Genomic DNA, 21,701 nt, shown 5'->3' with positions numbered 1-21,701 from the left:
CTAGTGGTTCCCTTCCTTCGTCGCGGCGGGGGCCGGCTCGAGGGCGGTATTCGGGTTGCGCACGCGGACGAGGTGCGCGGTGCGGGGACGCGTGCCCAGCTCATGCAGCAGCTTGTAGGCGCGGAAGTCCTCGTGGAGCTTGCTGACGAGCTGCTCCTTGTCGTTCAGGGAGCCGAAGACGATGGCCTGGGCAGCGCACGTCTGCTGGCACGCCGTCTTGAGGTCCGCTTCCTTGATGAGGTGCTTCTGGATGCGCGCGTCGATGCGGGCGCGCTCGATGCGCTGCACGCAGTACGTGCACTTCTCCATGACGCCGCGGTTGCGCACCGTGACGTCCGGGTTCATCAGCATCTTCTCGGTGGCCGTCTTGCCCGAGGTGTAGTGCAGGTAGTTGAAGCGGCGGACCTTGTAGGGGCAGTTGTTGGAGCAGTACCGGGTCCCGACGCAGCGGTTGTACACCATGTCGTTCAGGCCCTCGTCCGAGTGCACGGTGGCGTTCACCGGGCACACGTACTCGCAGGGGGCCTTCTCGCAGTGCACGCAGCCGACGGGCTGCATCACCATCTTCGGGTCGCTCTCGCTGCCCGTGAAGTAGCGGTCGATGCGCAGCCAGTTCATCTCGCGGCTGCGGGCGACCTGCTCCTTGCCGACGACGGGGATGTTGTTCTCCGCCTGGCAGGCCACCACGCACGCGCTGCAGCCCGTGCAGCGGGTGAGGTCAATGGCCATGCCCCACTTGTACTGCTCCTTGCCGTAGTCGAAGGACGGCAGGTTGTCCTGGACGCCGAACTTGAGCTCGCCCTTGACGCGGTGGAGCGTGAACTCGACCTGCTTGCGCGCGTGCTCGTCCAGCGACTCGGGCTTGAAGAGCTCCGTCACCGTCATGTCCAGCGCGATGGGGCGGTCTTCCATCCGCCAGTGCGTCTGGGTCAGGCTGAACTTGTGGGTGCCGCGCACGGGGGTGAGCGTCGCGCCGCCGTCGAACCAGAGCGCCTTGCTGGTGCGCAGCGGGTTGACGTTGAAGCCCACGCCCTTGGCGACCTGCTCGTGCAGGCCGTTGCGGCCGTAGCCCAGCGCGATGGTGATGGTGCCGTCCGCGTGGCCGGGGACGATCCACACCGGGACCGTGAGCTTCTGGCTACCGTAGGTCAGCTCCGCCAGGTCCCCAGCGGCGAGCTTCTGCTCCTTCGCCGTGTCCGGAGAAATCAGGGCGGCGTTGTCCCACGTCATCTTGGTGATGGGCTCGGGCAGCTCCTGCAGCCAGGAGTTGTTGCCGAAGCGGCCATCGTAGACCTTGTAGTCCAGGATGAAGTTCAGCTCGAGGTCACCCGAGGCCGGGGCCGTGTAGCCCGTGACGAGCGCACCGGCGGCGCCGAAGTCCGGGGCCGTGGTGACCTTCGCCATCTGGGTGTTCTCGATGATGCCCTGGGCGACCCAGGACTCCCAGCGGGCCTCGAAGTCGGCCGCGTTGCCGCCCTGGGCCTGCCAGTAGTCGCGCACCATCTGGTAGGCGGGGCGCGGGGACTCGTCCAGGAACAGGCCGAGCAGCTCCAGCTCCGGCGTGCCGCTGAAGAGCGGCTGGATGAGCGGCTGGGCGATGGCGACCGTGCCGTCCACCGCGCGACCGTCGCTCCACGTCTCCAGCGGGTGCGCCGCGGGGATGAACCAGTCGGTGTGCTCGCTGGTCTCGTCCTCGTAGAGGCCCGTGTAGATGACGTTCAGCTTGGCGCGGTGCGGGTGGTCCTTGCTCAGCACCTTGGCCAGGCCCACGTCGGCCGGCAGGGTGTAGACCGGGTTGTAGGCGGTGATGACCAGGGTGTCGACGTTGCCCGCGTCAATCTCCGCCACCAGCGCGCGAACGGCGGCCGTGCTGCTGGCCTCGGCGATGGGGGACTGGACGTAGGTGACGGTCTGGTCGCGGTTGCCGAGCGCATCGTTGATGGCGTGGGCCAGCGCGTGGACCGCGGCCGGCTGACGCTCACCCGCGATGACCAGCGACTTGCCGGGGCCCGCGGCGCGAAGGTCCGCGGCGACGGCCTGCACCCAGTTGTGGTGCTTGGCGTCCAGCTTCGACTTGGAGGCCGCGGCGCCCGCGAGGGACGCGGCGCTGCCACCGATGGCCTGGGCCACCGCGGCGGCGAGACCCAGGACGTCCTGGGACTTCATGCGCAGGCGGTGGTCCGCCATGCCGCCGGTGATGGAGAAGCGGGCCTCCGCCATGTAGAGGCGGTTGAGCTCGCCCATGCGCGGGTCGCGGCGGTTGGCGAAGTCGCGGATGTGGCGCAGGTTGCCCGGGCAGCTCTCCAGGAAGTCCGCGTCCAGCGACAGGACGACGTTCGCCTGCGCGAAGTTGTAGAGCGCCGAGACGGCCTGGCCGCCGAACATGGCGCGCAGCGTCTCCGCCTGGGTGTCCTGGTAGGACGGGGCGCTGACGAAGCGGGCCTCGGGCAGCTTCTTGGAGATGTTGGCGCGCACGTCGCTCGCGGTGGGCGAGCCGTTGGCCTCCGTGAGGAAGCGAACGCGCTTGCCGCCGTTCTCGGTGCTGGCCTTGCCGACCAGCGCGGAGATGCTCTCGCTCAGCGTGCGCTGGGCGCGGGGCGTCTTGCCCTGACGCAGCACGCGGGCGCGGCTGGGGTCATAGAGCGACAGGAGCCACGCCTGCTCGAAGGTGCAGGCGGCGCCCTGGTTGATGGGGTGCTCGGGGTTGCCCTCCACCTTCACGGGGCGACCCTCGCGGGCGGTGATGAGCAGGCCGGAGGTGTTTCCGGACAGCGTCATCGCGGACGCGTAGTGCAGCGGGTTGCCCGGGGTGAGCTCCGGCGGCGTCTTGGTGTACGGGACCAGGCGCTCGTCGGGAGGACGGGTGCTGCACGCGGTGGCGCCGGCCAGGGCCAGCGACGCGCCGAGCAGCTGCATGAACTCGCGGCGGACGAAGCCCGTGGGGGGCAGGTCGGCACCGGCGGGGAACTCCGGGCGCGTCTCCTCCATGTATTCGGAGGTGCCCAGCTTCTCCTCGAGGCTGCGCCAGTACGTCTGGCCATAGCCGTGCTCGGAGGAGTTGGCGTGGGTCGCGGCGTGCTCCAGCGCCTCACCGACAGCGTCGGGAGCCGCGGCGGGCCGGTCCGAGACGACCGGGAGCGCGAAGGAAGAGGATTCCTGCGACGGGGCACCGTCGCGCTTCGTGTTCATCGGTGGCATGTGGAGCAGCTCGTGCGCGAGTGGACGTCGTACTCAGCCTTCAGCTTCTCACCGAGCGCGATGGCCTCGGTCTTGTCCGCGGGCGGAGTCCACGTCATGGACGTGATGAACTCCGAGGGCCGCAGGTGCGGCTCGGGGTTGCGGTGGCACTCCAGGCACCAGGCCATGGTGAGCGGCGCGAACTGCTCCACCGCGGCCATCTGGTCCACGCGGCCGTGGCAGCTCGCGCAGCCGACGCCCTTGTTCACGTGGATGGAGTGATTGAAGTAGACGAAGTCGGGCAGGTTGTGGACGCGCACCCACTGGATGGGCGCGTCCGCGAAGAAGGCCTTGCGCACCTCGGTGAGGTACGGGCTCTTGTTCCAGACCTGTGCGTGGCAGGACATGCACACTGTCGTGGACGGGATGCCCGCTGAGGGCGACTTGTCCACGGAGAAGTGGCAGTACTGACAGTCGATCTTCTCGTCACCCGCGTGATGGCGGTGGTCGAATTCGATCGGCTGCTCGATGGGCATCTGCTGGCCGGTGACGTACGGAGACCGTACGTACGCCATGAGGCCGCCGATGCCGATGGCGGGCACGGCAAGAAGCGCCGCGGCGGAGAGCCGAGACACCGTGTTCGTCCAGCGTGGAAACAGAGGGCCGCTCATACCAGGACCATGGGCAAGGGGGCTTCAACAACTGCGGTGACAGGAGAGGAGGAAGAGGCGAAGGAGTGACTGGACGCGGAGAGCAGCAAGGCGATCCCGGCCCCGGTGGGGCGGGTGGGCTGCTCCTGGCGCACGAAAGGCGATGCAGTCACGTCCAACGAAACCTCTATGGATGTTGCCGCGGGCGGGTCCCTCCTCCTGTCCCAACCCAACGCGGCGCGGGACCATCGACCATCGACACCGCAGTGTCAACCATTCTGATGTTGTGGCAGTCGGATACCATTTCCTCGCGCGGAGGCGGGAAATCGCGGCTCGGCCGCAATGAATCTCTCTTCTGGCGGGAGGAAGCGACGGTGGTTCCAATCCGTTCACAGCGGATCAGATCCAGGGCTCAGGGTGTCTCACGCGGCTCGGGCGTGGGTCCTCGATGCGACACCGACGTCGTCCTCGAGGGCGTGTTCGCGGCTCACTCGGAGTCCGCGTCCTCCGGCGTCCGCCAACGTTCGGCGCGGCGGGCCTGGAGTCGCTCCACCAGCTCGCGGGCGCGGGCGTCGCGGGGATAGTTGCGGTCATGCCGGCTGCCCTTGCCCTGGTTGCACCGGGCACAGGCCAGGCCGAGGTTCTCCAAGGCGTCGGTGCCGCCGGCGGTTCGCGGGAGGATGTGTTCGATGGTGGCCCGGCTGATGGGCTCGCCGTCCGTGCCGACCACCAGGTGGGCGTTGCAGTGCAGGCACTTGCCCAACCACGCCTCGCGGCCCCGATGCTCGGTGCGCTCGAAGGTGGTGTCCGTGGCGATGATGGCCAGAATCCTGCGGCGCTTGGAGTCGCTCACCCTACACCTCGACCACGGGCCGAGCCGCGGAAGGGCGGAGCGGCCGCCAGTCCCGTGCGGCGGCGCGCAGCATGGAGGACGTGCCCGTGCTCCACCAGTCCCTGGGGTCGGGATGACCACGGCCCGGTGCGTGTTGGTGGGCTCGGGCGCGGGCGCGGGTTCACCTCGGGTCCGTGAGGCGCGGGGCCCCTCCGTGAAGGTGGGATGGAGCGTGGCTTCTGCGCGCGTGAAGTCAGGCGCGATGGGATGAGCGCGCCACCGGGTGCGTGTTCCCCGGCGGTTGCGGGGCTGGAGATAATGCGGGTGGGGGAGAGGTCATGACGATGGATGCACAGGAGCGGAAGGCAGCCTATCGCCGGCTCGCGGAGCAGGGTCAGGCGGTCCCGGTGTCGGTGGAGTTGCCGGCGGACCTGGACACGCCGCTGTCGGCGTATCTGAAGCTGGGCGGAGGCTCGCGCGGCTTCATTCTGGAGTCGTGCTACGGCGGCGAGCGCTTCGGGCGCTACAGCCACGTGGGCGCGCATGCCGCGGGGCGGGTCCGGTTGGATTCGCGCGGCGCCACCGTGTGGCGTGGCTCACACGAGGAGCGCCGGGAGGGCAAGCCGCTGGAGGTCCTGCGGGGCTTGTGGCGCGAGCTCGCCGTGGCGCGGCTGCCGGGCGAGGCCCCGTTCCTGGGGGGGCTGGTCGGGTACATGGATTACAACTGTGTCTCCTGGGTGGAGCCCACCGTCCCGGACCGTCATCCGCGTGACACGTCGTTCCCCGATTCCGAGTGGCTGGTGTGCGAGGACTTCGTCACCCACGACTCCCGCACCGGCACGCTCAAGGTCACCGCCATCGCCAGGCCCTCGCTGCACGCCAGCGTGGCGGCCTCGTTGAAGGACGCGGAGGACCGGGCGCGGGCCATGGCGGACCGGCTGCTCCAGCCGCTGCCGCCGGAGGCGTATGCCCCCTCGCCGCGCATGAAGGGCGCGGGGGACCCGGTGGCCTGCTGGGACCGCGCTGGCTACGAGGCCGCGGTGGAGCGCGCGCAGGAGTACATCCGCGCGGGCGACATCTTCCAGGTGGTGCTCGCGCGGCGGTTCGAGTCGCGGGGCGCGCCGCCTCCGTTGTCGCTCTATCGCGCGCTGCGGCGGGTGAACCCCTCGCCCTATCTGTTCCTGGTGGAGCTGGGAGAGGCGCGCGCGCTGGTGGGCGCGTCTCCCGAGCTGTTGGTTCAGGTGCGCGACGGCGACGTGGTGGTGCGGCCCATCGCCGGCACGCGGCGGCGCGGCGCTTCCGAGGCCGAGGACCTGGCCCTGGAGAAGGAGCTGCTCGCCGACGAGAAGGAGCGCGCCGAGCACATCATGCTGGTGGACCTGGGCCGCAATGACGTGGGGCGCGTGGCGGCGCCGGGCTCGGTGCGCGTGGAGGACCTGATGGTCATCGAGCGCTACAGCCACGTGATGCACATCGTCTCGCAGGTGCGCGGGAAGCTGGACTCGAAGTTCGATGCGCTCGACGCGCTGGCCAGCACCTTCCCCGCGGGCACCGTGTCCGGGGCTCCCAAGATTCGCGCGATGCAGATCATCGACGAGCTGGAGGTGCAGCGGCGCGGGCCGTACTCGGGCGCGGTGGGCTACCTGTCCTTCTGCGGCACGCTGGACGTGGCCATCGCCCTGCGCACGTTCTTCGTCGATGGAGACCGGACCATGTGGACCGCGGGCGCGGGACTGGTGGCGGACTCCGTGCCGTCGAAGGAAGCGGATGAGACGGAGGCCAAGGCGGGCGCCATGGCCGCCGCGCTGCGATTGGCTCGCGAGGGAGGTGGCCGGTGATTCTCGTCATCGACAACTACGACTCGTTCACCTTCAACCTCGTCCAGCTCTTCTACACGCTGGGCGCGGAGGTGAAGGTGGTGCGCAATGACGCGCTCGACCTGGCCGGAGTCGAAGCCCAGGGCGCCTCGCACCTGGTGATTTCGCCGGGGCCCTGTACTCCGCACGAGGCGGGCGTGAGCGTGGCCGCCATCGCGCGCTCTCGCGTGCCGGTGCTGGGCGTGTGCCTGGGACATCAGTCCATTGGCGCGGCGTTCGGGGGCAAGGTGGTGCGTGCTCCCGCGCCCGTGCATGGCAAGTCGGCGCACATCCAGCACGGGGGCTCGGGTGTGTTCACCGGGGCGAGCCCGGGGTTCCAGGCGGCGCGCTACCACTCGCTGGTGGTGGAGGCGTCGTCGCTGCCTCGGGAGCTGGAGGCCACCGCGTGGAGCCAGGATGGCCTCATCATGGCGCTGCGCCACCGCGAGCGGCCCGTCGTGGGGTTCCAGTTTCACCCTGAGAGTGTTCTGACCCCCGAGGGTCCGACGCTGGTCCGGAACTTCCTGGAGGGGCGACTCTGAAGGCCTGAGAGGAGAACGTGCCCTCCGGGGCAGGGGAATCGTCGGGAAGTGAGCACTGTGGGATTCCCGACGATTCCAGCCCCTGAAGGGTTCGGATGTTCACGGATAGTGCGTCTCTGCCGGCGCTCGGGCTTCATCTCGGAGTCCTCGCCGGATGGAGCCCACGATGAGAGCACGAAGCGCTGTGTTGCGCGGTCTGGCCGTGGTGATGGGCGCCCTGATGCTGGGGGCCTGTGGAGGGCCAGCGGCGGAAGCGGGCGCGGAAGTCCTGGTGGATGAGCTGGCGCTGACGACGGTGGACTCGTCGCTGGGGTCTTGTCCTGGCTACGACTCGTGCGCCAACTGGTCCCCCTGGTACGCCGTTCCGGGCACGACCTACTGCGGTGAGCACAGGGGGATGTGCGGCTGGCACTGGGTTTGTGAGGAGGACCCCTGGGGTTGCCCGGGGGGAGTTGCCCCCGAGGCGCCTCCCGCGAAGGAGGGTGAGGCGCTGCTCCCACCGTGCTGCGGCATCCTCTATCAGGAGGGCAATCCCGCGACGCTCGGGACTCAGGAGCGCTACCGCGTCTGCTTCAATCCGCAGGGCGCGTCGTGCACCGACTATGAGCAGACCAGTGGCTCCGCGGTGAGCTGCGGCTGCTGAGTCCGGGGTTCGGGCTCAGTCCTTCAAGTGAGTGGTGTCGTTCCAGCCGGCGATGGCTGGCTGGGCGGCATCTCCGTCGAAGCTCAGGACGCTGATGGAGCCGGTGCTCAGCAGGAACAGGCGCCCATCGGTGGGAGGCAGCCCCAGCCACCGGGACGCCAGCACCCTGAGGAAGTGGCCGTGGGAGAAGATGAGGAGGTCCCCCGTCTGTGCTCGTGCGCGGGTGATGACGTTGTCCGCGCGAGCACCGACTTGCGTTGCTGTCTCGCCGTGGGGAACGCCGTCCCTCCAGAGCGTCCAGCCGGGGTTCTCCACCTGAATCTCCGCGCGCGTGCGGCCCTCGTAGTCGCCGTAGTCCCACTCCATGAGGTCGTCGCTCCGGAGTGCCACGTCGCCGTAGCCCGAGAGGGCACAGGTCTCGAATGCGCGGCTGAGTGGGCTGGTCCACACCTGGGCGAAGGTCCAGGCGCGCAGCGGCGCGGAGAGCATCGCCGCCATCTTCCGCCCGTCCTCCAGCAGCGGCACGTCCGTGCGGCCCGTGTGCTGGCCACTGCGGCTCCAGGCCGTCTCCCCATGCCGGACGAGCACCACTCGAGGGCCCTGCGTTTTCATTGTCGGGAGTGTGCGCACGCCTTGCGGGCCGGGTGCGGAGGCTTGCTCACGCGTGCCGCGGAGTGGACAGTCGGAGTCGCGCCGGGTCGGCTGGCCAACGGCGGGTGAGGTGCACGGCGGAGTGGATGTCCACGCGGGCCTGCGTGTGGGCTCCTCGGCGTGGGACACCAAGATGCTCCCTTCGGGCGGGAGACGGCGCGAGGGGAGGTGCCGCGCACCGCGCGCCAGGTGTTCCGGTTCGCGTGGGGCATCGAGATGCGCCCTTCGTGCGGGAGAGGGCGGGAGGGGAGGTGCCTCGCACCGCGCTTCAGGTGTTCCGGTTCGCGTGGGGCACCGAGATGCGCCCTTCGTGCGGGAGAGGGCGCGAGGGGAGGTGCCGCGCACCGCGCGTCAGGTGTTCCGGTTCGCGTGGGGCGCCGAGATGCGCCCTTCGTGCGGGAGAGGGCGCGAGGGGAGGTGCCTCGCACCGCGCGCCAGGTGTTCCGGTTCGCGTGGGGCGCCGAGATGCGCCCTTCGTGCGGGAGAGGGCGCGAGGGGTGAAGCCTCGCGCCGCTCAGGTGTTCCGGTCCGCGCGGGGCTCAGCGCTTCAGCCCGCGCTTGATTTCAGCGCAGAGCGCTCGGGCGGCTTGTGGGCCCTCCGTGTGCGCGGCTCGCACGAGGGCACTTCCCACCACCACGCCGTCCGCATGCGCCGACAAGGTGCGCGCCTGCTCGGCGGTGGAGATGCCGAACCCGGCCACCACGGGCACCGGCGAGGCCTTGCGCACCAGCTCCAGCCGCTGAGACAAGTCCGCGGGCAGCTCCGCGCGCATGCCGGTGACGCCCGCAACGGACACGCAGTAGACGAAGCCTCGCGCGTCCTTCGCGATGGCCTCCGCGCGAGCCGGCGGCGTCGTGGGGGCACACAGCGGAATCAGGTCCACCCCCGCCGCGTCGAACGTGGCGCGCAGGCTTCCGCTCTCCTCGGGAGGAAGGTCCGGAAGGATGGCACCCGAGATGCCGCGCTCACGCGCCCGCTTCGCGAAGCGCTCCTCGCCCATCGCCATGATGACGTTGACGTACGTCATGATGACCAGCGGCGTCTCCGGGCAGCGCCGATGCAGCTCCGGCACCACTTCGTCCAACACGCGCTTCAACGTGGAGCCCGCCTTCAGCGCTCGCTCGGCGGCGCCTTGGATGACGGGGCCGTCGGCGATGGGGTCGCTGAACGCCACGCCCACCTCCACGATGTCCGCGCCGCCCTCCACCATCGCGGCGAACACGTCCACCGAGCGCGGCAGGTCCGGGTCTCCCGCCATGCCGTAGGCAACCAGTGCTCCCTCGCCGCGCGCCTTGGCCCGGGCGAAGGCCTTCGCAATCGCTCCGCTCATGGCTTCACCCCCACCGCGGGCGGCACGCCTCGCGCGGAAATCGTCGCGACGTCCTTGTCTCCTCGGCCCGAGCAGTTGATGACCAGGTACTTGCCCGCACCCAGCTCGCGCGCCAGCTCCCGTCCCCGCGCGAAGGCATGTGACGTCTCAAGCGCGGGGAGGATGCCCTCCAGTCGAGCCACCTCGTAGAACGAGGCCAACGCCTCGTCGTCCGTGGCGGTGCGGACCTCCATGCGTCCCGTCTTCGCCAGGTGCGCCAGCTCGGGGCCGACACCCGGGTAGTCCAGGCCCGCCGAGATGCTGTGCGCCTCCTGGATCTGCCCATCCGCGTCCTGGAGCACGAGCGAACGCGAACCGTGCAGCACGCCCTCGGTGCCCAGCGTCAGCGACGCGCCATACTGGCCCGAGTCCAATCCGTGCCCCCCCGCCTCGACGCCGATGAGGCGGACACCCGTGTCACCGATGAAGGGATGCAGGACGCCGATGGCGTTGGAGCCACCGCCGACACACGCGACAATCGCATCCGGCAGCTTGCCGAACGCGGCCTGGGCTTGTGTGCGCAGCTCCCGGCCGATGATGGCCTGGAAGTCGCGCACCACCGTCGGGTACGGATGCGGACCCGCCGCGCTGCCGATGACGTAGTGCGTGTCCGAGACTTGCGAGACCCAGGTCCGCATGGCCTCGTTCATCGCGTCCTTCAGCGTCCTCGAGCCGGACTCCACCGGCCGCACGACGGCGCCGAGGGCTCGCATCCGGAAGACGTTGAGCGCCTGTCGCTCCACATCCAGCGCGCCCATGAAGACTTCACAGGGCAGGCCGAAGAGCGCGCACGCGGTGGCCGTGGCGACGCCGTGCTGGCCCGCGCCCGTCTCCGCGATGATGCGCTTCTTGCCCATGCGCCGCGCGAGCAGCACCTGGCCCACGGTGTTGTTGATTTTGTGCGCGCCCGTGTGCGCGAGGTCCTCGCGCTTGAGCCACACGTGTGCGCCGCCCCACGCCTCGGTGAGACGGCGGGCGGGGGTCAGCGTGGTGGGGCGCCCCACGAACTCGCGGAGCACCTGGGCCACTTCCGCGTCGAACGTCGGGTCCGCGCGAGCAGCCGCGTAGGCCTCTTCCAGTTCCATCAGTGCCGGGACGAGCGTCTCCGGCACGTAGCGTCCGCCGAAACGCCCGAAGCGTCCGACGGCGGTCTGCGTGTTCATCCCTGTCACTCCCAGAGGTTGATGGACTTCGCGGCTCGCACGAAGGCGCGCACCGCATCCATGTCTTTGATGCCGGGGGCCGACTCCACCCCGCTGGCCACGTCCACTCCATACGGCCGCGTCGCGCGCACTGCCTCCGCCACGTTCGAGGGCTTGAGCCCTCCAGCCACCAACACCGGCACACCGCTGCCCGACAGTCCCGCGACCAGCGACCAGTCGAAGCCCACGCCCCCTCCGCCGTAGCCGGGCGCCGCCCCATCGAGCAGCAGCCCCGCAACGTCGCCCACACCCAGGTAGGCCCGTGCGCGAGTCACGTCCTCCGCACCCTGCACGCGCAGCGCCTTGATGACGGGCACGCCGTACCCCGTGCAGGCCTCCGGGGGCTCGTCTCCGTGGAGCTGCACGGCCGTGAGTCCACACTCCTTCACGGCCGCGCGGATGTCGTCCGGTGAGGCATTGACGAACACGCCTATCACCGCGCCCAGCGGTGGCCGCGTGCGCGCGAGCACCCGGGCCGTCTCCAACGTCACGCATCGAGGAGAGCGCGGGTAGAAGTTGAGGCCGAGCGCATCCACACCCGCCTCCCACGCGGCCCGCGCATCCTCCACACGGGTAACCCCACACACCTTCACGCGAACACTCATGGCGAGCCACCGTCCTCGCCCATGAGTCGCCGCAGTGCTCGGCCGGGGTCCGCGTCGCGCAAGAGCGACTCGCCCACCAGCACCGCGTCGGCGCCCGCATCCCTCGCGGCCCGCAGCTCCGCCAGGGACTTGAGCCCGCTCTCGGCCACCAACACCTGGGACCGGGAACGCAGCTTCGGCATCACCCGCAACGCCGTGCCCACGTCTGTCTTCAGCGTGGCCAGGTCGCGGTTGTTGATGCCCACCAATCGGGCTCCCGCGGCCAGTGCCCGCTCGGCGTGCGCCTCCGTGTGCGCCTCCACCAACGCGGCCACCTTCACCTGGTGCGCCGTGGCCAGCATCTCCCGCAGCTCGCCGTCCTCCAACGCATCCGCGATGAGCAGAATCGCATCCGCGCCCCACAGCGCGCTCTCCTCCACTTCGCGCGCCGCGACCAGGAAGTCCTTGCGCAGCACCGGAATCGACACCGCCGCACGCACCGCGACCAGGTCCTCCAGCGCTCCGCCGAAGTCCGGCCCATCCGTGAGCACACTGATGGCGCTGGCCCCCGCGGCCTCGTAGGCCCGAGCCACCGCCACCACGTCCGAATGAGGAAACGCCCCTCCCGACGGACTCTTGCGCTTCACCTCCGCGATGACCGTCACGGGACGGCCCGCTGCGCGTCGCAGCAAGGCCCCCGTGAAGTCGCGCGGCTCGGGACGCGGGCGCGGCGCCAGGCGAGGACGCTCGGCCAGCTCCCGACGCTTGCGCGCCATGATGATGTCCAGCGTCCCCGGCGCGGCCGGAGACGACGTACCGCCTCGCTGTGCCCCGCTCACGACACGGCCCCGTGAATGAGCGCCGAGAGCTTCCTCGCCGCCGCCCCCGAGTCGATGGCGCGCTCCGCCTTCTTCACGCCATCCCGCAGGTCCGGCGACTGGCCCACCACCACGAGCGCCGCCGCCGCGTTGAGCAGCACCGCCGTGCGCAGGCCAGAGCGCTCTCCCTCGAGCAGCGAACGCAGTCGCTTCGCGTTCTCCTCCGCATCCCCTCCCGCGATGTCCTCGCGAGGCACCACGTCCAGCCCCGCGTCCTCCGGCCTCACCGTGAAGGTGTGCACCGTGCCGTCCGCGCGAAGCTCCGCCACCTCCGTCGGCGCACAGGGCGAGACTTCATCCAGCCCGTCGTGCCCATGCACCACCCACGCACGCCGGCTGCCCAGTCTCCCCAGCACTCGCGCCGTCTGCTCCACGCGAGTCCCATCGAAGGTGCCCAGGAGCTGATAGCGCGCTCCCGCCGGGTTCGTCAGCGGACCCAGCAGGTTGAACATGCTGTGAAAGCCCATGTCCCGCCGCGCCTGCGCCACGTGCTTCAGCGCGCTGTGATGCGAGGGCGCGAAGAGGAAGCCCACCCCGTGCTCGTCGATGTCCAACGCGACGCGCTCATGCGGCCGCTCCATGGCGACACCCAGCGCGGCCAACACGTCCGCGCTGCCACACCGACTGGAGACGGCCCGGTTGCCATGCTTGGCCACCGTCACCCCCGCCCCGGCGGCCACGAAGGCCACCGCGGTGGAGATGTTGAAGGTGTGCGCCCCATCACCCCCCGTACCGCAGGTGTCGAGCACCACCTCCGCGCGAGGAGAGAGCTTCGCCGCGCAGGCCCGCATGGCCTCCGCCGCGCCGAGGATTTCGTCCTCCGTCTCTCCCTTCATCTTGAGCGCCGTCGCCAGCGCTCCCACTTGAGCAGGCGATGCCTCTCCCGCGAGCATCAGGCCCATGATGCGGGCCATCTCCTCGCGGGTGAGGTCGCGCCGGCTGACCACCTTGCCCAGCGCTTCCTTGAGGGTCATCGCCTAGCCCAGTTGCACGACTTCGCGACCCATGGCTCGCGCAATCGCCCGCACTTCGTGCATGGACTTCTCGAACTCGGGGAAGTCCAACGACTGGGCTCCGTCCGACTTCGCGCGCGGCGGGTCCGGGTGCACCTCGACGATGATGCCGTCGGCCCCCACCGCCACCGCCGCCCGCATCATCGCCGGCACCGCCTTGCGCACGCCGATGCCGTGCGAGGGGTCCACGAAGACGGGCAGGTGCGACAGCGCCTTGAGCATGGGCACCGCGTTCAAGTCCAACGTGTTGCGCGTCATCGTCTCGAACGTGCGGATGCCGCGCTCGCAGAGGATGACCTGGGTGTTGCCTCGGGCGACGATGTACTCGGCCGCCATCAGCAATTCCTTGATGGTGGCGCTCATGCCGCGCTTGAGGAGCACGGGCTTGCGCATCTCGCCCACCGCCTCCAGCAGGCTGAAGTTCTGCATGTTGCGCGCGCCAATCTGGAGGATGTCCGTGGCCTCGGCCACCGCCTCCAACGTCGCGGTGTCCTTCACCTCGGTGGTGACGAGCAGGCCCGTCTCCTTGCGCGCCTCGGCGAGCAGCGCCAGGCCGTCGCCCTTCAGGCCCTGGAACTCATAGGGACTGGTGCGCGGCTTGAACGCGCCGCCCCGCAACATGGTGGCGCCCGACTTCTTCACCGCGTGCGCGGTGGAGAGAATCTGCTCCCGCGACTCCACCGAACACGGACCCGCGACGACGTGGAAGGCCGCGCCGCCGATGGTGAGGTCGCCCACGCGCAGCTGCGTGTCGTCTGGCTTCACCTCGCGGCTGACCAGCTTGAACGGCTGGGAGACGGAGACCGCGTCCGCGACTCCGGGCAGCACTCGGAAGGGTTCGGGCTCCACCGCACCGGGGTTGCCGGTGATGCCGATGGCCGTGCGAGTGCCCCCTGGAATCGCGTGCGGTTGCCAGCCACGACGGCGGATCTCGTCGTTCACACGCTCGATGTCCTGGGCCGTCGCGTCTGGTCGCATCACGATCAACATGGGAATACCCGCTCTCTCTCCACGAAGGGGCACCGGCAAGTCCGGCGCCGTCAGGGTTCGACGTGTCGAACCCAGGCACCCAGTTCTGCACAACTGTTTGTTCCCGGGCAACCCAGACGACAGTGCCACTTGCGGCTCGTGCGCCCGGAGGCTCAGCATGGAGGGGGCCCAGCGCGGATGTGGGAGAGCACGTGTCGAACCCGGACGTCATCGTCGTGGGCGCGGGACTCTCAGGGCTGGCTTGCGCACGGGCGCTCGTGCAATCCCGCTTGAAAGTAATGCTCCTGGAAGCCGGGGATGAGCCGGGAGGCCGCGTCCGCACGGATGTGCATGAAGAGGGCTTCCTCCTGGACCGAGGCTTCCAGGTGTACCTCACGGCGTACCCCGAGGGCCGACAGGTGCTCGACCTGGAGCCCCTGCGGCTTCAGCGGTTTCTTCCGGGCGCGAAGGTGTGGCGGGGCGGGCGGCTGCGGACGGTGGTGGACCCGCTTCGTCAGCCGGTGACGGCGCTGTCACATTTGTGGGGCTCGGTGGGAACGTTTGGGGACAAACTCCGTGTGCTGGAGCTGCGGCAGCTCGCGCGCTCCGGTGAGGACGAGGACGTCTGGCTTCGTCCCCAGCGCACCTCGCGGCGCTACCTGGACGAGCTGGGCTTCACCGAGGAGATGGTGGAAGGGTTCCTGCGGCCCTTCTTGTCGGGCGTCTTCCTGGACGCCTCGCTGACGACGTCCAGCCGGTTCCTCGAGTTCGTCATCCGCATGTTCGCCTCCGGGGACGCGGCGGTGCCGGAGCGGGGCATGGGCGCGCTCCCCGAGCAGCTCGCGGCGAAGCTTCCTTCGGGCGTCCTGCGCCGCAAGGTCCCCGTGCTCGAGGTATGGGGACATCGCGTGCGCCTGGCAGGGGGAGAGCGGGTGGAGGCGAAGGCGGTGGTGGTGGCCACGGACCCGCTGGCCGCGGCAAGGCTCTTGCCCGGAATGCCCGCGCCTCGGATGAACGCGGTGACGTGTCTGTATTTCGCCGCGCCGGAGCCGCCGGAGGAGGGCCCGTGGCTGCTGCTCAATGGCGAGGGGCGCGGCGTGGTGAACCACGTGGTGGTGATGAGCGAGGTGTCCGCCGCGTATGCGCCCGCGGGCCAGGCCCTCATCTGCGTGTCCGTGCCGGGCGTATCCACGGATGAGGCGGCGCTGCGCGCGCGGGTGCTCGATGAGCTGACGGGATGGTTCGGCGCGCGCGTCGCGGAGTGGCGCCATCTGCGGACGTACTCGCTGCCCTTCGCGCTGCCCTCACAGACGATGGAGGCGCTGGAGCCGCCCCATCGTCCGGTGCGCCTGTCACCCGGGCTGTACGTCTGCGGCGACCACCGCGACAGCGCATCCATTCAAGGGGCACTCGTCTCCGGGCGGCGCGCGGCCGAGGCGGTGCTCATCGACCTGGGGTTGTGACGGCGAGGCACCGCGCGAGGTGGAGTCCGCGCGGTGCGCCGGGCCGGTCTTCAGCGAGCGCGACCCTTGCCCTTGCGCTTCGAGGGGCCCTTCGCCGACTTCGCCTTGGCGGCGGAGCCGCGCGCGCCCTTGCTCGACGTGGAGCGCTTGGCGCTGACCGTCGCGCTGCTGCGCTTGCGGCTGAGGGCGCCACCAGCGCGCTTGCTCTTCGCCTTGGGGCTGCGGCGCTGGGTGGCCTCGGCCTCCAGTGCCACGCGAGGCTCCCGAGCGCCCCGCTTGCTCTTCGCCTTGGCTCCCGCACTCCCCGCGGCCCGCTTGCCCCGCGCCTGCTTGCGACGCCCCGTCTTGGTCTTGCGCGCGCGCGGCTCGGCGGCTTCCGCCGGTACGTCCTCGCTGGCGGGGGCCTGGCTCACGCCTTCGACGGGAGGCGGGGCCACGGGGGCCTCGACGATGGGGGCCGGCGGTGCCTGCACGGGGACCACGGCCACCGCGCGAGCACGTGTCACCGTCTTCCTGGGACCCGTGCGCCGAGCCTTCGCCGCGGGTGCGCCGAGGATGTCCTCCTCCGCGCCGGCCTCCTCCGACCACTGGAAGGGGAAGTCCATGCCCGTCCGAGGTCCCGAGCCCAGCAGCAGCGGGGCCGCGAGCGCATCCGCTCCGGACGCGACGGCGGCCATCGCGGTGACCAGGCTGAGCGTGTTGGGGGCCGCGCCGCCCAGCGGGTACAGCGCCACCGAGCCCATGTCGTTCCAGCCCACGACGAGATAGCGGAACGCGTCGGGGTGGCGCGCGCGCAGCGTGCTCATCACCAGGACGAAGGAATTGAAGCCCCCATCATCGAAGCGCACCAACCATTGATTGCCGAGGGGCTGTCGGACTCGCCGGTGGGGCTTGCTGAGTTCGGCTCGGACCACTCCCTGGATGGCTGCACGCACCAAGGGGGCCGCCGCCGGAAGGATGTCGCAAGTGAAGACCGCGAAGGAGGTCTGGGGCATCCGGCCATCATTCCCTATCACTCACAAGGCTGTCTAATCGCGGGCCGAGGATTTGCGAGAAAGGTCACTTAGACCTCCACCCCGAACCGGTGGGGTGGAGGTCCCGGCGCACGCGCTCGCTCAGCTCGTGGCCCGCGCGGCCATGCCCGCGACCTGCGTCAGCAGCGTCGTCAGCCGGCGCGCGAAGCGGTTCGGGTCGGAGATGGTGCTGCCCTCGGTGAGCAGCGCCTGGTCGTGCAAGAGCTCAATCCACTCGGACACCTGCGCCTGGGCCGGGTCCTTCTCGTGGAGCGCCTTGAGGTGCTCGATGACGGGGTGCTTGGGATTGACCTCGAGGATGCGCTTGACGCGCGGCATGCCCTTGCCCCGCTGCTGGAGCAGCCGCTCCAGGTAGGCCGGAGAGCCGCCCTCCGGGACGACGAGGCACACCGGCGAGTCCGTGAGCCGGTCCGTCACGCGCACCTCGCGCACGGAGTCCTGGAGCACGTCCTTCATCCGCGACGTGAGGCCCTTGAGTCCCTCCGCGCTCTGCTCCTGCTCCTTCTTCTGCTCGTCGGTGGCCTGGAGCTTCAGGTCCGCCTGGAGCGCGGACACCAGGGGCTTGCCCTGGAACTCACGCAGGCCCTGCGCGGCCCACTCGTCCACCGGGTCCGTCATGAAGAGGACCTCGTAGCCGCGCTGCTTCAGCGCCTCCAGGTGCGGGCTGTCCTCCACCGCCTTCCGGGACTCGCCGTACATGTAATAGAGCGCCTCCTGGCCCTCCTTCATGCGCGACACGTAGTCGGCGAGCGACGTGAGGCCCTCTTCGCGAGAGCTCTCGTAGCGCAGGAGGCCGCCCAGCTTGTCCTTGTGCTCGGCCTCGGTGGCGAGGCCCTCCTTGAGCACCGTGCCGAAAGACTTCCAGAACTCCTTGTAGTCCTCCGGCTTGTCCTTGGACATCTTCTCCAGGAGGTCCAGGGACTTCTTCACCACGTGCTTGCGGATGCCGCGCACCACCTGCGAGTCCTGGAGCAGCTCGCGCGAGACGTTGAGCGGCAGGTCATCCGAGTCGATGACGCCGCGCACGAAGCGCAGCCACTGCGGCACCAATTCCTCGCAGCGGTCCATGATGAACACGCGCTTGACGAACAGGCGCACCCCGCGCTGCTGCTGCGCGTTCAAGTCGAAGGGCGGGTGCTTGGGCACGAAGAGCAGGCCGGTGAACTGCTGGTGGCCGTCCGCCTTGAAGTGGGTCCACGCCAGGGGCGCGTCCCAGTCGTGCGTCAGGTGCTTGTAGAACTCCTGGTACTGCTCGTCGGTGATGTCCGACTTGGAGCGCTGCCACAGCGCGCTGGCCTTGTTCACCACCTCCAGCGCGGTCTCCGTCTTCGCGTCGTCGCCCGTCCCGGTGGTCTTCTTCACCTGGAGCTTGATGGGGTGGCCGACGTAGTCGGAGTACTGCGTGATCAGCGAGCGCAGCCGCCACTCGTCCAGGAACTCCTTCTGGTCCTCCTTCATGTGGAGGATGACGGAGGTGCCTCGGGCGGCGCGCTCCGCGGGCTCCACGGTGAAGGTGCCGTGCGCCTCCGAGGTCCACTTCCACGCGGCGGTGTCCTTGCCCGCCGCGCGGCTGATGACCTCCACCCGGTCCGCGACGAGGTACGCGCTGTAGAAGCCCACGCCGAACTGGCCGATGAGCTGCATGTCCTTCTGCCCGCGCTGGGTCATGGCCTGGATGAACTCGCGCGAGCCCGAGTGCGCGATGGTGCCCAGGTTCTTCACCAGCTCGTCGTGCGACATGCCGATGCCGCTGTCCTCGATGGTGAGCGTGTTCTTCTCCGCGTCGGGGATGATGCGCAGCTCCAGCTCCGGGGCGTCCGCGAGCAGCTCGGGCTCGGTGATTGCCCGGAAGCGGAGCTTGTCCAACGCGTCGGAGGCGTTGGACACCAGCTCCCGGAGGAAGATCTCCTTGTGGCTGTAGAGCGAGTTGATGACCAGGCTCAGGAGCTGGTTGATCTCCGCCTGGAAGGCGTGGGTTTCCCGCTGGGGGGCGGCTTCGACGGTCATGGGTATTCAGGCCTCCGGCGCCCGGGTGGGCGCAAGCGTCGTCTCCCCATAACCATGCCAGCGGGCTTGTCGAGAACCTTCCTGCGTTGGGGTTACAGGGGAGGGTAGATGGGCGGGTAGTTCTGGCCGAAGTGGCTGTCCCAGTATGTCTGGCCGCCCACCTGGTAGCGGATGTAGTAGCGAGGCGTGCCCGACCCGGGAGGGATGCGGGCCTGCCACCGCTCCACGTTCTGGGCGTTGGGACTGGCGACGGAGGCGTAGCCGACGGAGTAGCCAGGCACGAAGGAGGCGGCGACCTCGTGCGACGTCGCCCAGTCATCCGTGCTGTAGACGACAGTGACGCTCTTGGAATAGGCGAGGTTCTTCACGTCGATGCCGATGTCCACGTCGCCGTTGGACTGCCAGACGCTGGTCGCCACCAGCACGTTCACCCGAGGCAGCAGCGGTCCATCCGCGCGGCCCAGGTGGTAGTTGGCGCCCGCGTTGTTGTCCCAGTACGTCTGTCCATTCACCGTGAGCCTCGCGACGAACTCCAGGTCGCGCGTCGGCTGCGGAGCGGTGCCCCAGCTCGGGTACTGCCGCGTCACCTTCCACAGTTCCTGGCCCGCGCCCGCTCCGCCCACGTAGCTGGCGGACAAATCCAGCCAGGACCCGTCCGGTTGCTTGTCATGGATGACGACCTGCTTTTCGTAGGCCAGGTTCTTCACCACCAGCAGGTAGGTGACGTCCTGCCACGTGTTGCCCCGGTAGCTGGACACCGTGCTCACCGCCTCGAGCAGGCGCACCTCGTCCGCGGCGAGCGCGGAGGTGGAGGTCAGCACCGCCGTCAGCGCCACCCGCAGCAGGCTCCATCGGGCTGGAGTACCGGTTCGAGTCGTCGTCATGTGTTGCCCCCCGCGTGCCCTGGAAGAGGGCACCTGCGCCTTCGTCCCTGGGAAATCCAGGCCGACGCATGTTGTCAGCGAGCCTTGCCGCGCGCCGCCAAACCGTCCCGGTTGGAATGTTCCGATGCCCGCACGAGCACGGGTGCTGGGAGGACGCGCGAGGTTGGAGTAGGGAAGGGGACATGAACCGAACCCTCTTCTCCCTGCTGGGGGCGATGTTGCTGTCCGGCCCCGCCCTCGCCGAGCAGAAAGCCCCCGCCGCGCTGCCCGACGCCGCCGAGCTCCAGCGCCTCACCGCGCGCTTCGCCCCGGTGGAGCTGAGCGTGGACCTCAAGGCCCTCCCCGACAACGAGCGCCGCGCCCTGGGGCGCATCGTCCAGGCCTCGCAGCTCATGGACGCGCTCTTCCTGCGCCAGCGCTGGGCGGGGAGCGAGACGGTGCTGCTCGGGCTGGTGCGGGACGAGACGCCGCTGGGCCGCGCGCGGCTGCACGCGTTCGTCCTGGACAAGGGCCCGTGGAACAGCCTGGACGAGGGGCGTCCGTTCCTGCCCGGCGTGCCCGCGAAGCCGGAGGCCGGCAACTTCTACCCGGCGGGCGCCACCAAGGCGGAGGTGGAGTCGTGGGTGAAGTCGCTGCCCGAGGCGCAGGCGAAGGAGGCCACGGGCTTCTATACGACCATCCGCCGGGGCACCGACGGCAAGTTCATCTCCGTGCCGTACAGCGTGGAGTACCAGGGCGAGCTGGCGCAGGCCGCCGCGCTCTTCCGTGAGGCGGCGAGCCTGACGAAGCAGCCCACGCTCAAGGCGTTCCTCACCGCGCGCGCGGACGCGTTCCTGTCCAACGACTACTACGCCAGCGAGGTGGCGTGGATGAAGCTGGACGCGAGCATCGAGCCCACCGTCGGCCCCTACGAGGTCTACGAGGACGGCTGGTTCAACTACAAGGCCGCCTTCGAGGCCTTCGTCGGCCTGCGCGACGACGCGGAGACGACGAAGCTGGCGAAGTTCAGCGACCACCTCCAGGACCTGGAGAACAACCTCCCCATCGACCCGAAGATGCGCAGCGCGAAGCTGGGCGCGCTGGCCCCCATCCGCGTCGTCAACAGCCTGTTCTCCTCCGGCGACGCCAACCGCGGCGTGCAGACGGCGGCCTACAACCTGCCCAACGACGAGCGCGTCACGGAGGCCATGGGCTCCAAGCGCGTGATGCTCAAGAACGTGCAGGAGGCCAAGTTCCAGCGCGTGCTGCTGCCCATCGCGAAGGTGGCGCTGACGGCGAAGGACCAGCAGGACGTGGCCTTCGACGCGTTCTTCACGCACATCCTCATGCACGAGCTGATGCACGGCCTGGGGCCGCACAACATCACCGTGGATGGCAAGGCGACGACGGTGCGTCAGGCCCTCCAGGTGGCGTCCAGCGCGCTCGAGGAGGCCAAGGCGGACATCTCCGGCCTGTGGGCGCTGCAGCGGCTGATGGACACGGGCGTCATCGACAAGTCCATGGCGCGCACCATGTACACGACGTTCCTGGCCTCCTCGTTCCGCTCCATCCGCTTCGGCATCGACGAGGCGCACGGCAAGGGCGTGGCGCTGCAGCTCAACTACTTCCTGGACACGGGCGCGGTGAAGGTCAACGCGGACGGCACGTTCTCCGTGGTGCCGGAGAAGATGCAGCAGTCCGTCACCTCGCTGACGAAGCTGCTGATGGAGATCCAGGGGAAGGGTGACCGCAAGGCCGCCGAGGCCCTGCTGGCGAAGATGGGTGTGGTGCGCCCCTCGGTGCGCAAGGTGCTGGAGCGCCTCAAGGACGTGCCGGTGGACATCGAGCCCCACTACGTCACCGCGGAGACGCTGGTCCGCGAGGCCGCCGCGTCCCCGGGCGCGCGCAAGTAGCCCACGCCACGTCCGCCAGTCCGCCCCCGCGCCAGGGAAGGCTTCCCGTGCGCG

Annotated in this window: 18 protein-coding genes; 5 read left to right on the top strand and 13 right to left on the bottom strand. The window is 69.7% G+C overall.

The genetic code is table 11. The features are described from left to right. The 3 genes from MYSTI_RS33230 to MYSTI_RS33220 form a co-directional block, all read right to left on the bottom strand. Positions 1 to 3,189, bottom strand: coding sequence for a TAT-variant-translocated molybdopterin oxidoreductase (locus tag MYSTI_RS33230; RefSeq protein ID WP_015352224.1), 3,189 nt, complete (start codon positions 3,187 to 3,189; stop codon positions 1 to 3). Then, entirely contained in the window at positions 3,186 to 3,848 is a 663-nt protein-coding gene (locus MYSTI_RS33225; RefSeq protein ID WP_015352223.1) for a cytochrome c3 family protein, read from the bottom strand. Before MYSTI_RS33225 ends, MYSTI_RS33230 begins: the two co-directional genes overlap by 4 nt. A 466-nt stretch (positions 3,849 to 4,314) precedes the next feature. Beyond that, entirely contained in the window at positions 4,315 to 4,680 is a 366-nt protein-coding gene (locus MYSTI_RS33220; RefSeq protein WP_015352222.1) for an HNH endonuclease, read from the bottom strand. A 323-nt stretch (positions 4,681 to 5,003) separates the two neighbouring features. Here MYSTI_RS33220 and MYSTI_RS33215 point away from each other — a divergent pair, with 323 nt between their 5' ends. From MYSTI_RS33215 to MYSTI_RS33205, 3 genes are all read left to right on the top strand, one after another. Beyond that, complete coding sequence (locus MYSTI_RS33215) at positions 5,004 to 6,497, top strand: anthranilate synthase component I family protein (protein WP_044900833.1); 1,494 nt, start codon at positions 5,004 to 5,006, stop codon at positions 6,495 to 6,497. Next, the gene (locus MYSTI_RS33210; protein ID WP_015352220.1) at positions 6,494 to 7,057 is read left to right on the top strand and encodes an anthranilate synthase component II; all 564 of its coding nucleotides are present in this window, start codon (positions 6,494 to 6,496) and stop codon (positions 7,055 to 7,057) included. Before MYSTI_RS33215 ends, MYSTI_RS33210 begins: the two co-directional genes overlap by 4 nt. Before the next feature lie 166 nt (positions 7,058 to 7,223). Beyond that, entirely contained in the window at positions 7,224 to 7,700 is a 477-nt protein-coding gene (locus MYSTI_RS33205) for a hypothetical protein (RefSeq protein ID WP_144370195.1), read from the top strand. Positions 7,701 to 7,715: 15 nt separating this feature from the next. On the opposite strand, the gene MYSTI_RS33200 is transcribed toward MYSTI_RS33205, so the two are convergent. From MYSTI_RS33200 to aroF, 7 genes are all read right to left on the bottom strand, one after another. Then, a complete protein-coding gene (locus MYSTI_RS33200; protein WP_015352218.1) occupies positions 7,716 to 8,312 on the bottom strand; it encodes a histidine phosphatase family protein in 597 nt (198 codons plus the stop codon). 578 nt (positions 8,313 to 8,890) lie between these two features. Continuing rightward, positions 8,891 to 9,682, bottom strand: coding sequence for a tryptophan synthase subunit alpha (gene trpA / locus MYSTI_RS33195; RefSeq protein WP_015352217.1), 792 nt, complete (start codon positions 9,680 to 9,682; stop codon positions 8,891 to 8,893). Continuing rightward, positions 9,679 to 10,884 (bottom strand): tryptophan synthase subunit beta, encoded by a 1,206-nt coding sequence (gene trpB, locus MYSTI_RS33190; protein ID WP_015352216.1) that lies wholly within the window; start codon positions 10,882 to 10,884, stop codon positions 9,679 to 9,681. The genes trpA and trpB overlap by 4 nt, the downstream gene beginning before the upstream one ends. A 5-nt stretch (positions 10,885 to 10,889) precedes the next feature. After that, positions 10,890 to 11,528 (bottom strand): phosphoribosylanthranilate isomerase, encoded by a 639-nt coding sequence (locus MYSTI_RS33185; protein ID WP_015352215.1) that lies wholly within the window; start codon positions 11,526 to 11,528, stop codon positions 10,890 to 10,892. Continuing rightward, on the bottom strand, positions 11,525 to 12,283 hold the full coding sequence (locus tag MYSTI_RS33180) for an indole-3-glycerol phosphate synthase TrpC (RefSeq protein ID WP_044900832.1): 759 nt from the start codon (positions 12,281 to 12,283) through the stop codon (positions 11,525 to 11,527). The genes MYSTI_RS33185 and MYSTI_RS33180 overlap by 4 nt, the downstream gene beginning before the upstream one ends. Before the next feature lie 59 nt (positions 12,284 to 12,342). After that, the gene (gene trpD / locus MYSTI_RS33175) at positions 12,343 to 13,359 is read right to left on the bottom strand and encodes an anthranilate phosphoribosyltransferase (protein ID WP_015352213.1); all 1,017 of its coding nucleotides are present in this window, start codon (positions 13,357 to 13,359) and stop codon (positions 12,343 to 12,345) included. A gap of 3 nt (positions 13,360 to 13,362) precedes the next feature. Next, complete coding sequence (gene aroF / locus MYSTI_RS33170; RefSeq protein ID WP_015352212.1) at positions 13,363 to 14,388, bottom strand: 3-deoxy-7-phosphoheptulonate synthase; 1,026 nt, start codon at positions 14,386 to 14,388, stop codon at positions 13,363 to 13,365. A 191-nt stretch (positions 14,389 to 14,579) separates the two neighbouring features. On the opposite strand from aroF, the gene MYSTI_RS33165 reads away from it, so the two are divergent. Next, positions 14,580 to 15,830: an NAD(P)/FAD-dependent oxidoreductase gene (locus MYSTI_RS33165; protein WP_015352211.1), complete on the top strand. Its 1,251-nt coding sequence runs from the start codon at positions 14,580 to 14,582 to the stop codon at positions 15,828 to 15,830. Between the two features lie 50 nt (positions 15,831 to 15,880). On the opposite strand, the gene MYSTI_RS33160 is transcribed toward MYSTI_RS33165, so the two are convergent. The 3 genes from MYSTI_RS33160 to MYSTI_RS33150 all read right to left on the bottom strand — a co-directional run bounded on the left by MYSTI_RS33160 (position 15,881) and on the right by MYSTI_RS33150 (position 19,755). After that, positions 15,881 to 16,825: a hypothetical protein gene (locus tag MYSTI_RS33160; RefSeq protein WP_015352210.1), complete on the bottom strand. Its 945-nt coding sequence runs from the start codon at positions 16,823 to 16,825 to the stop codon at positions 15,881 to 15,883. A 120-nt stretch (positions 16,826 to 16,945) separates the two neighbouring features. Next, the gene (gene htpG / locus MYSTI_RS33155; RefSeq protein WP_015352209.1) at positions 16,946 to 18,871 is read right to left on the bottom strand and encodes a molecular chaperone HtpG; all 1,926 of its coding nucleotides are present in this window, start codon (positions 18,869 to 18,871) and stop codon (positions 16,946 to 16,948) included. Positions 18,872 to 18,963: 92 nt separating this feature from the next. Continuing rightward, positions 18,964 to 19,755: an endonuclease/exonuclease/phosphatase gene (locus tag MYSTI_RS33150; protein WP_015352208.1), complete on the bottom strand. Its 792-nt coding sequence runs from the start codon at positions 19,753 to 19,755 to the stop codon at positions 18,964 to 18,966. 182 nt (positions 19,756 to 19,937) lie between these two features. Here MYSTI_RS33150 and MYSTI_RS33145 point away from each other — a divergent pair, with 182 nt between their 5' ends. Continuing rightward, positions 19,938 to 21,647: a DUF8614 domain-containing protein gene (locus MYSTI_RS33145; protein ID WP_015352207.1), complete on the top strand. Its 1,710-nt coding sequence runs from the start codon at positions 19,938 to 19,940 to the stop codon at positions 21,645 to 21,647. Positions 21,648 to 21,701 lie beyond the last annotated feature (54 nt).

The sequence above is a fragment of the Myxococcus stipitatus DSM 14675 genome, from assembly GCF_000331735.1.
Lineage (GTDB): Bacteria > Myxococcota > Myxococcia > Myxococcales > Myxococcaceae > Myxococcus > Myxococcus stipitatus.
This window is presented reverse-complemented; position numbering and strand designations above follow the sequence as displayed.

Coding starts and splice junctions, on each gene's coding strand:
- aroF (WP_015352212.1), bottom strand. CDS start 14,388: ATGTTGATCGTGATGCGACCAGACGCGACGGCCCAGGACATCGAGCGT.
- MYSTI_RS33160 (WP_015352210.1), bottom strand. CDS start 16,825: ATGCCCCAGACCTCCTTCGCGGTCTTCACTTGCGACATCCTTCCGGCG.
- MYSTI_RS33200 (WP_015352218.1), bottom strand. CDS start 8,312: ATGAAAACGCAGGGCCCTCGAGTGGTGCTCGTCCGGCATGGGGAGACG.
- MYSTI_RS33215 (WP_044900833.1), top strand. CDS start 5,004: ATGGATGCACAGGAGCGGAAGGCAGCCTATCGCCGGCTCGCGGAGCAG.
- trpD (WP_015352213.1), bottom strand. CDS start 13,359: ATGACCCTCAAGGAAGCGCTGGGCAAGGTGGTCAGCCGGCGCGACCTC.
- MYSTI_RS33150 (WP_015352208.1), bottom strand. CDS start 19,755: ATGACGACGACTCGAACCGGTACTCCAGCCCGATGGAGCCTGCTGCGG.
- MYSTI_RS33180 (WP_044900832.1), bottom strand. CDS start 12,283: ATGGCGCGCAAGCGTCGGGAGCTGGCCGAGCGTCCTCGCCTGGCGCCG.
- MYSTI_RS33230 (WP_015352224.1), bottom strand. CDS start 3,189: ATGAACACGAAGCGCGACGGTGCCCCGTCGCAGGAATCCTCTTCCTTC.
- trpB (WP_015352216.1), bottom strand. CDS start 10,884: ATGAACACGCAGACCGCCGTCGGACGCTTCGGGCGTTTCGGCGGACGC.
- MYSTI_RS33225 (WP_015352223.1), bottom strand. CDS start 3,848: ATGAGCGGCCCTCTGTTTCCACGCTGGACGAACACGGTGTCTCGGCTC.
- MYSTI_RS33185 (WP_015352215.1), bottom strand. CDS start 11,528: ATGAGTGTTCGCGTGAAGGTGTGTGGGGTTACCCGTGTGGAGGATGCG.
- MYSTI_RS33205 (WP_144370195.1), top strand. CDS start 7,224: ATGAGAGCACGAAGCGCTGTGTTGCGCGGTCTGGCCGTGGTGATGGGC.
- MYSTI_RS33145 (WP_015352207.1), top strand. CDS start 19,938: ATGAACCGAACCCTCTTCTCCCTGCTGGGGGCGATGTTGCTGTCCGGC.
- htpG (WP_015352209.1), bottom strand. CDS start 18,871: ATGACCGTCGAAGCCGCCCCCCAGCGGGAAACCCACGCCTTCCAGGCG.
- trpA (WP_015352217.1), bottom strand. CDS start 9,682: ATGAGCGGAGCGATTGCGAAGGCCTTCGCCCGGGCCAAGGCGCGCGGC.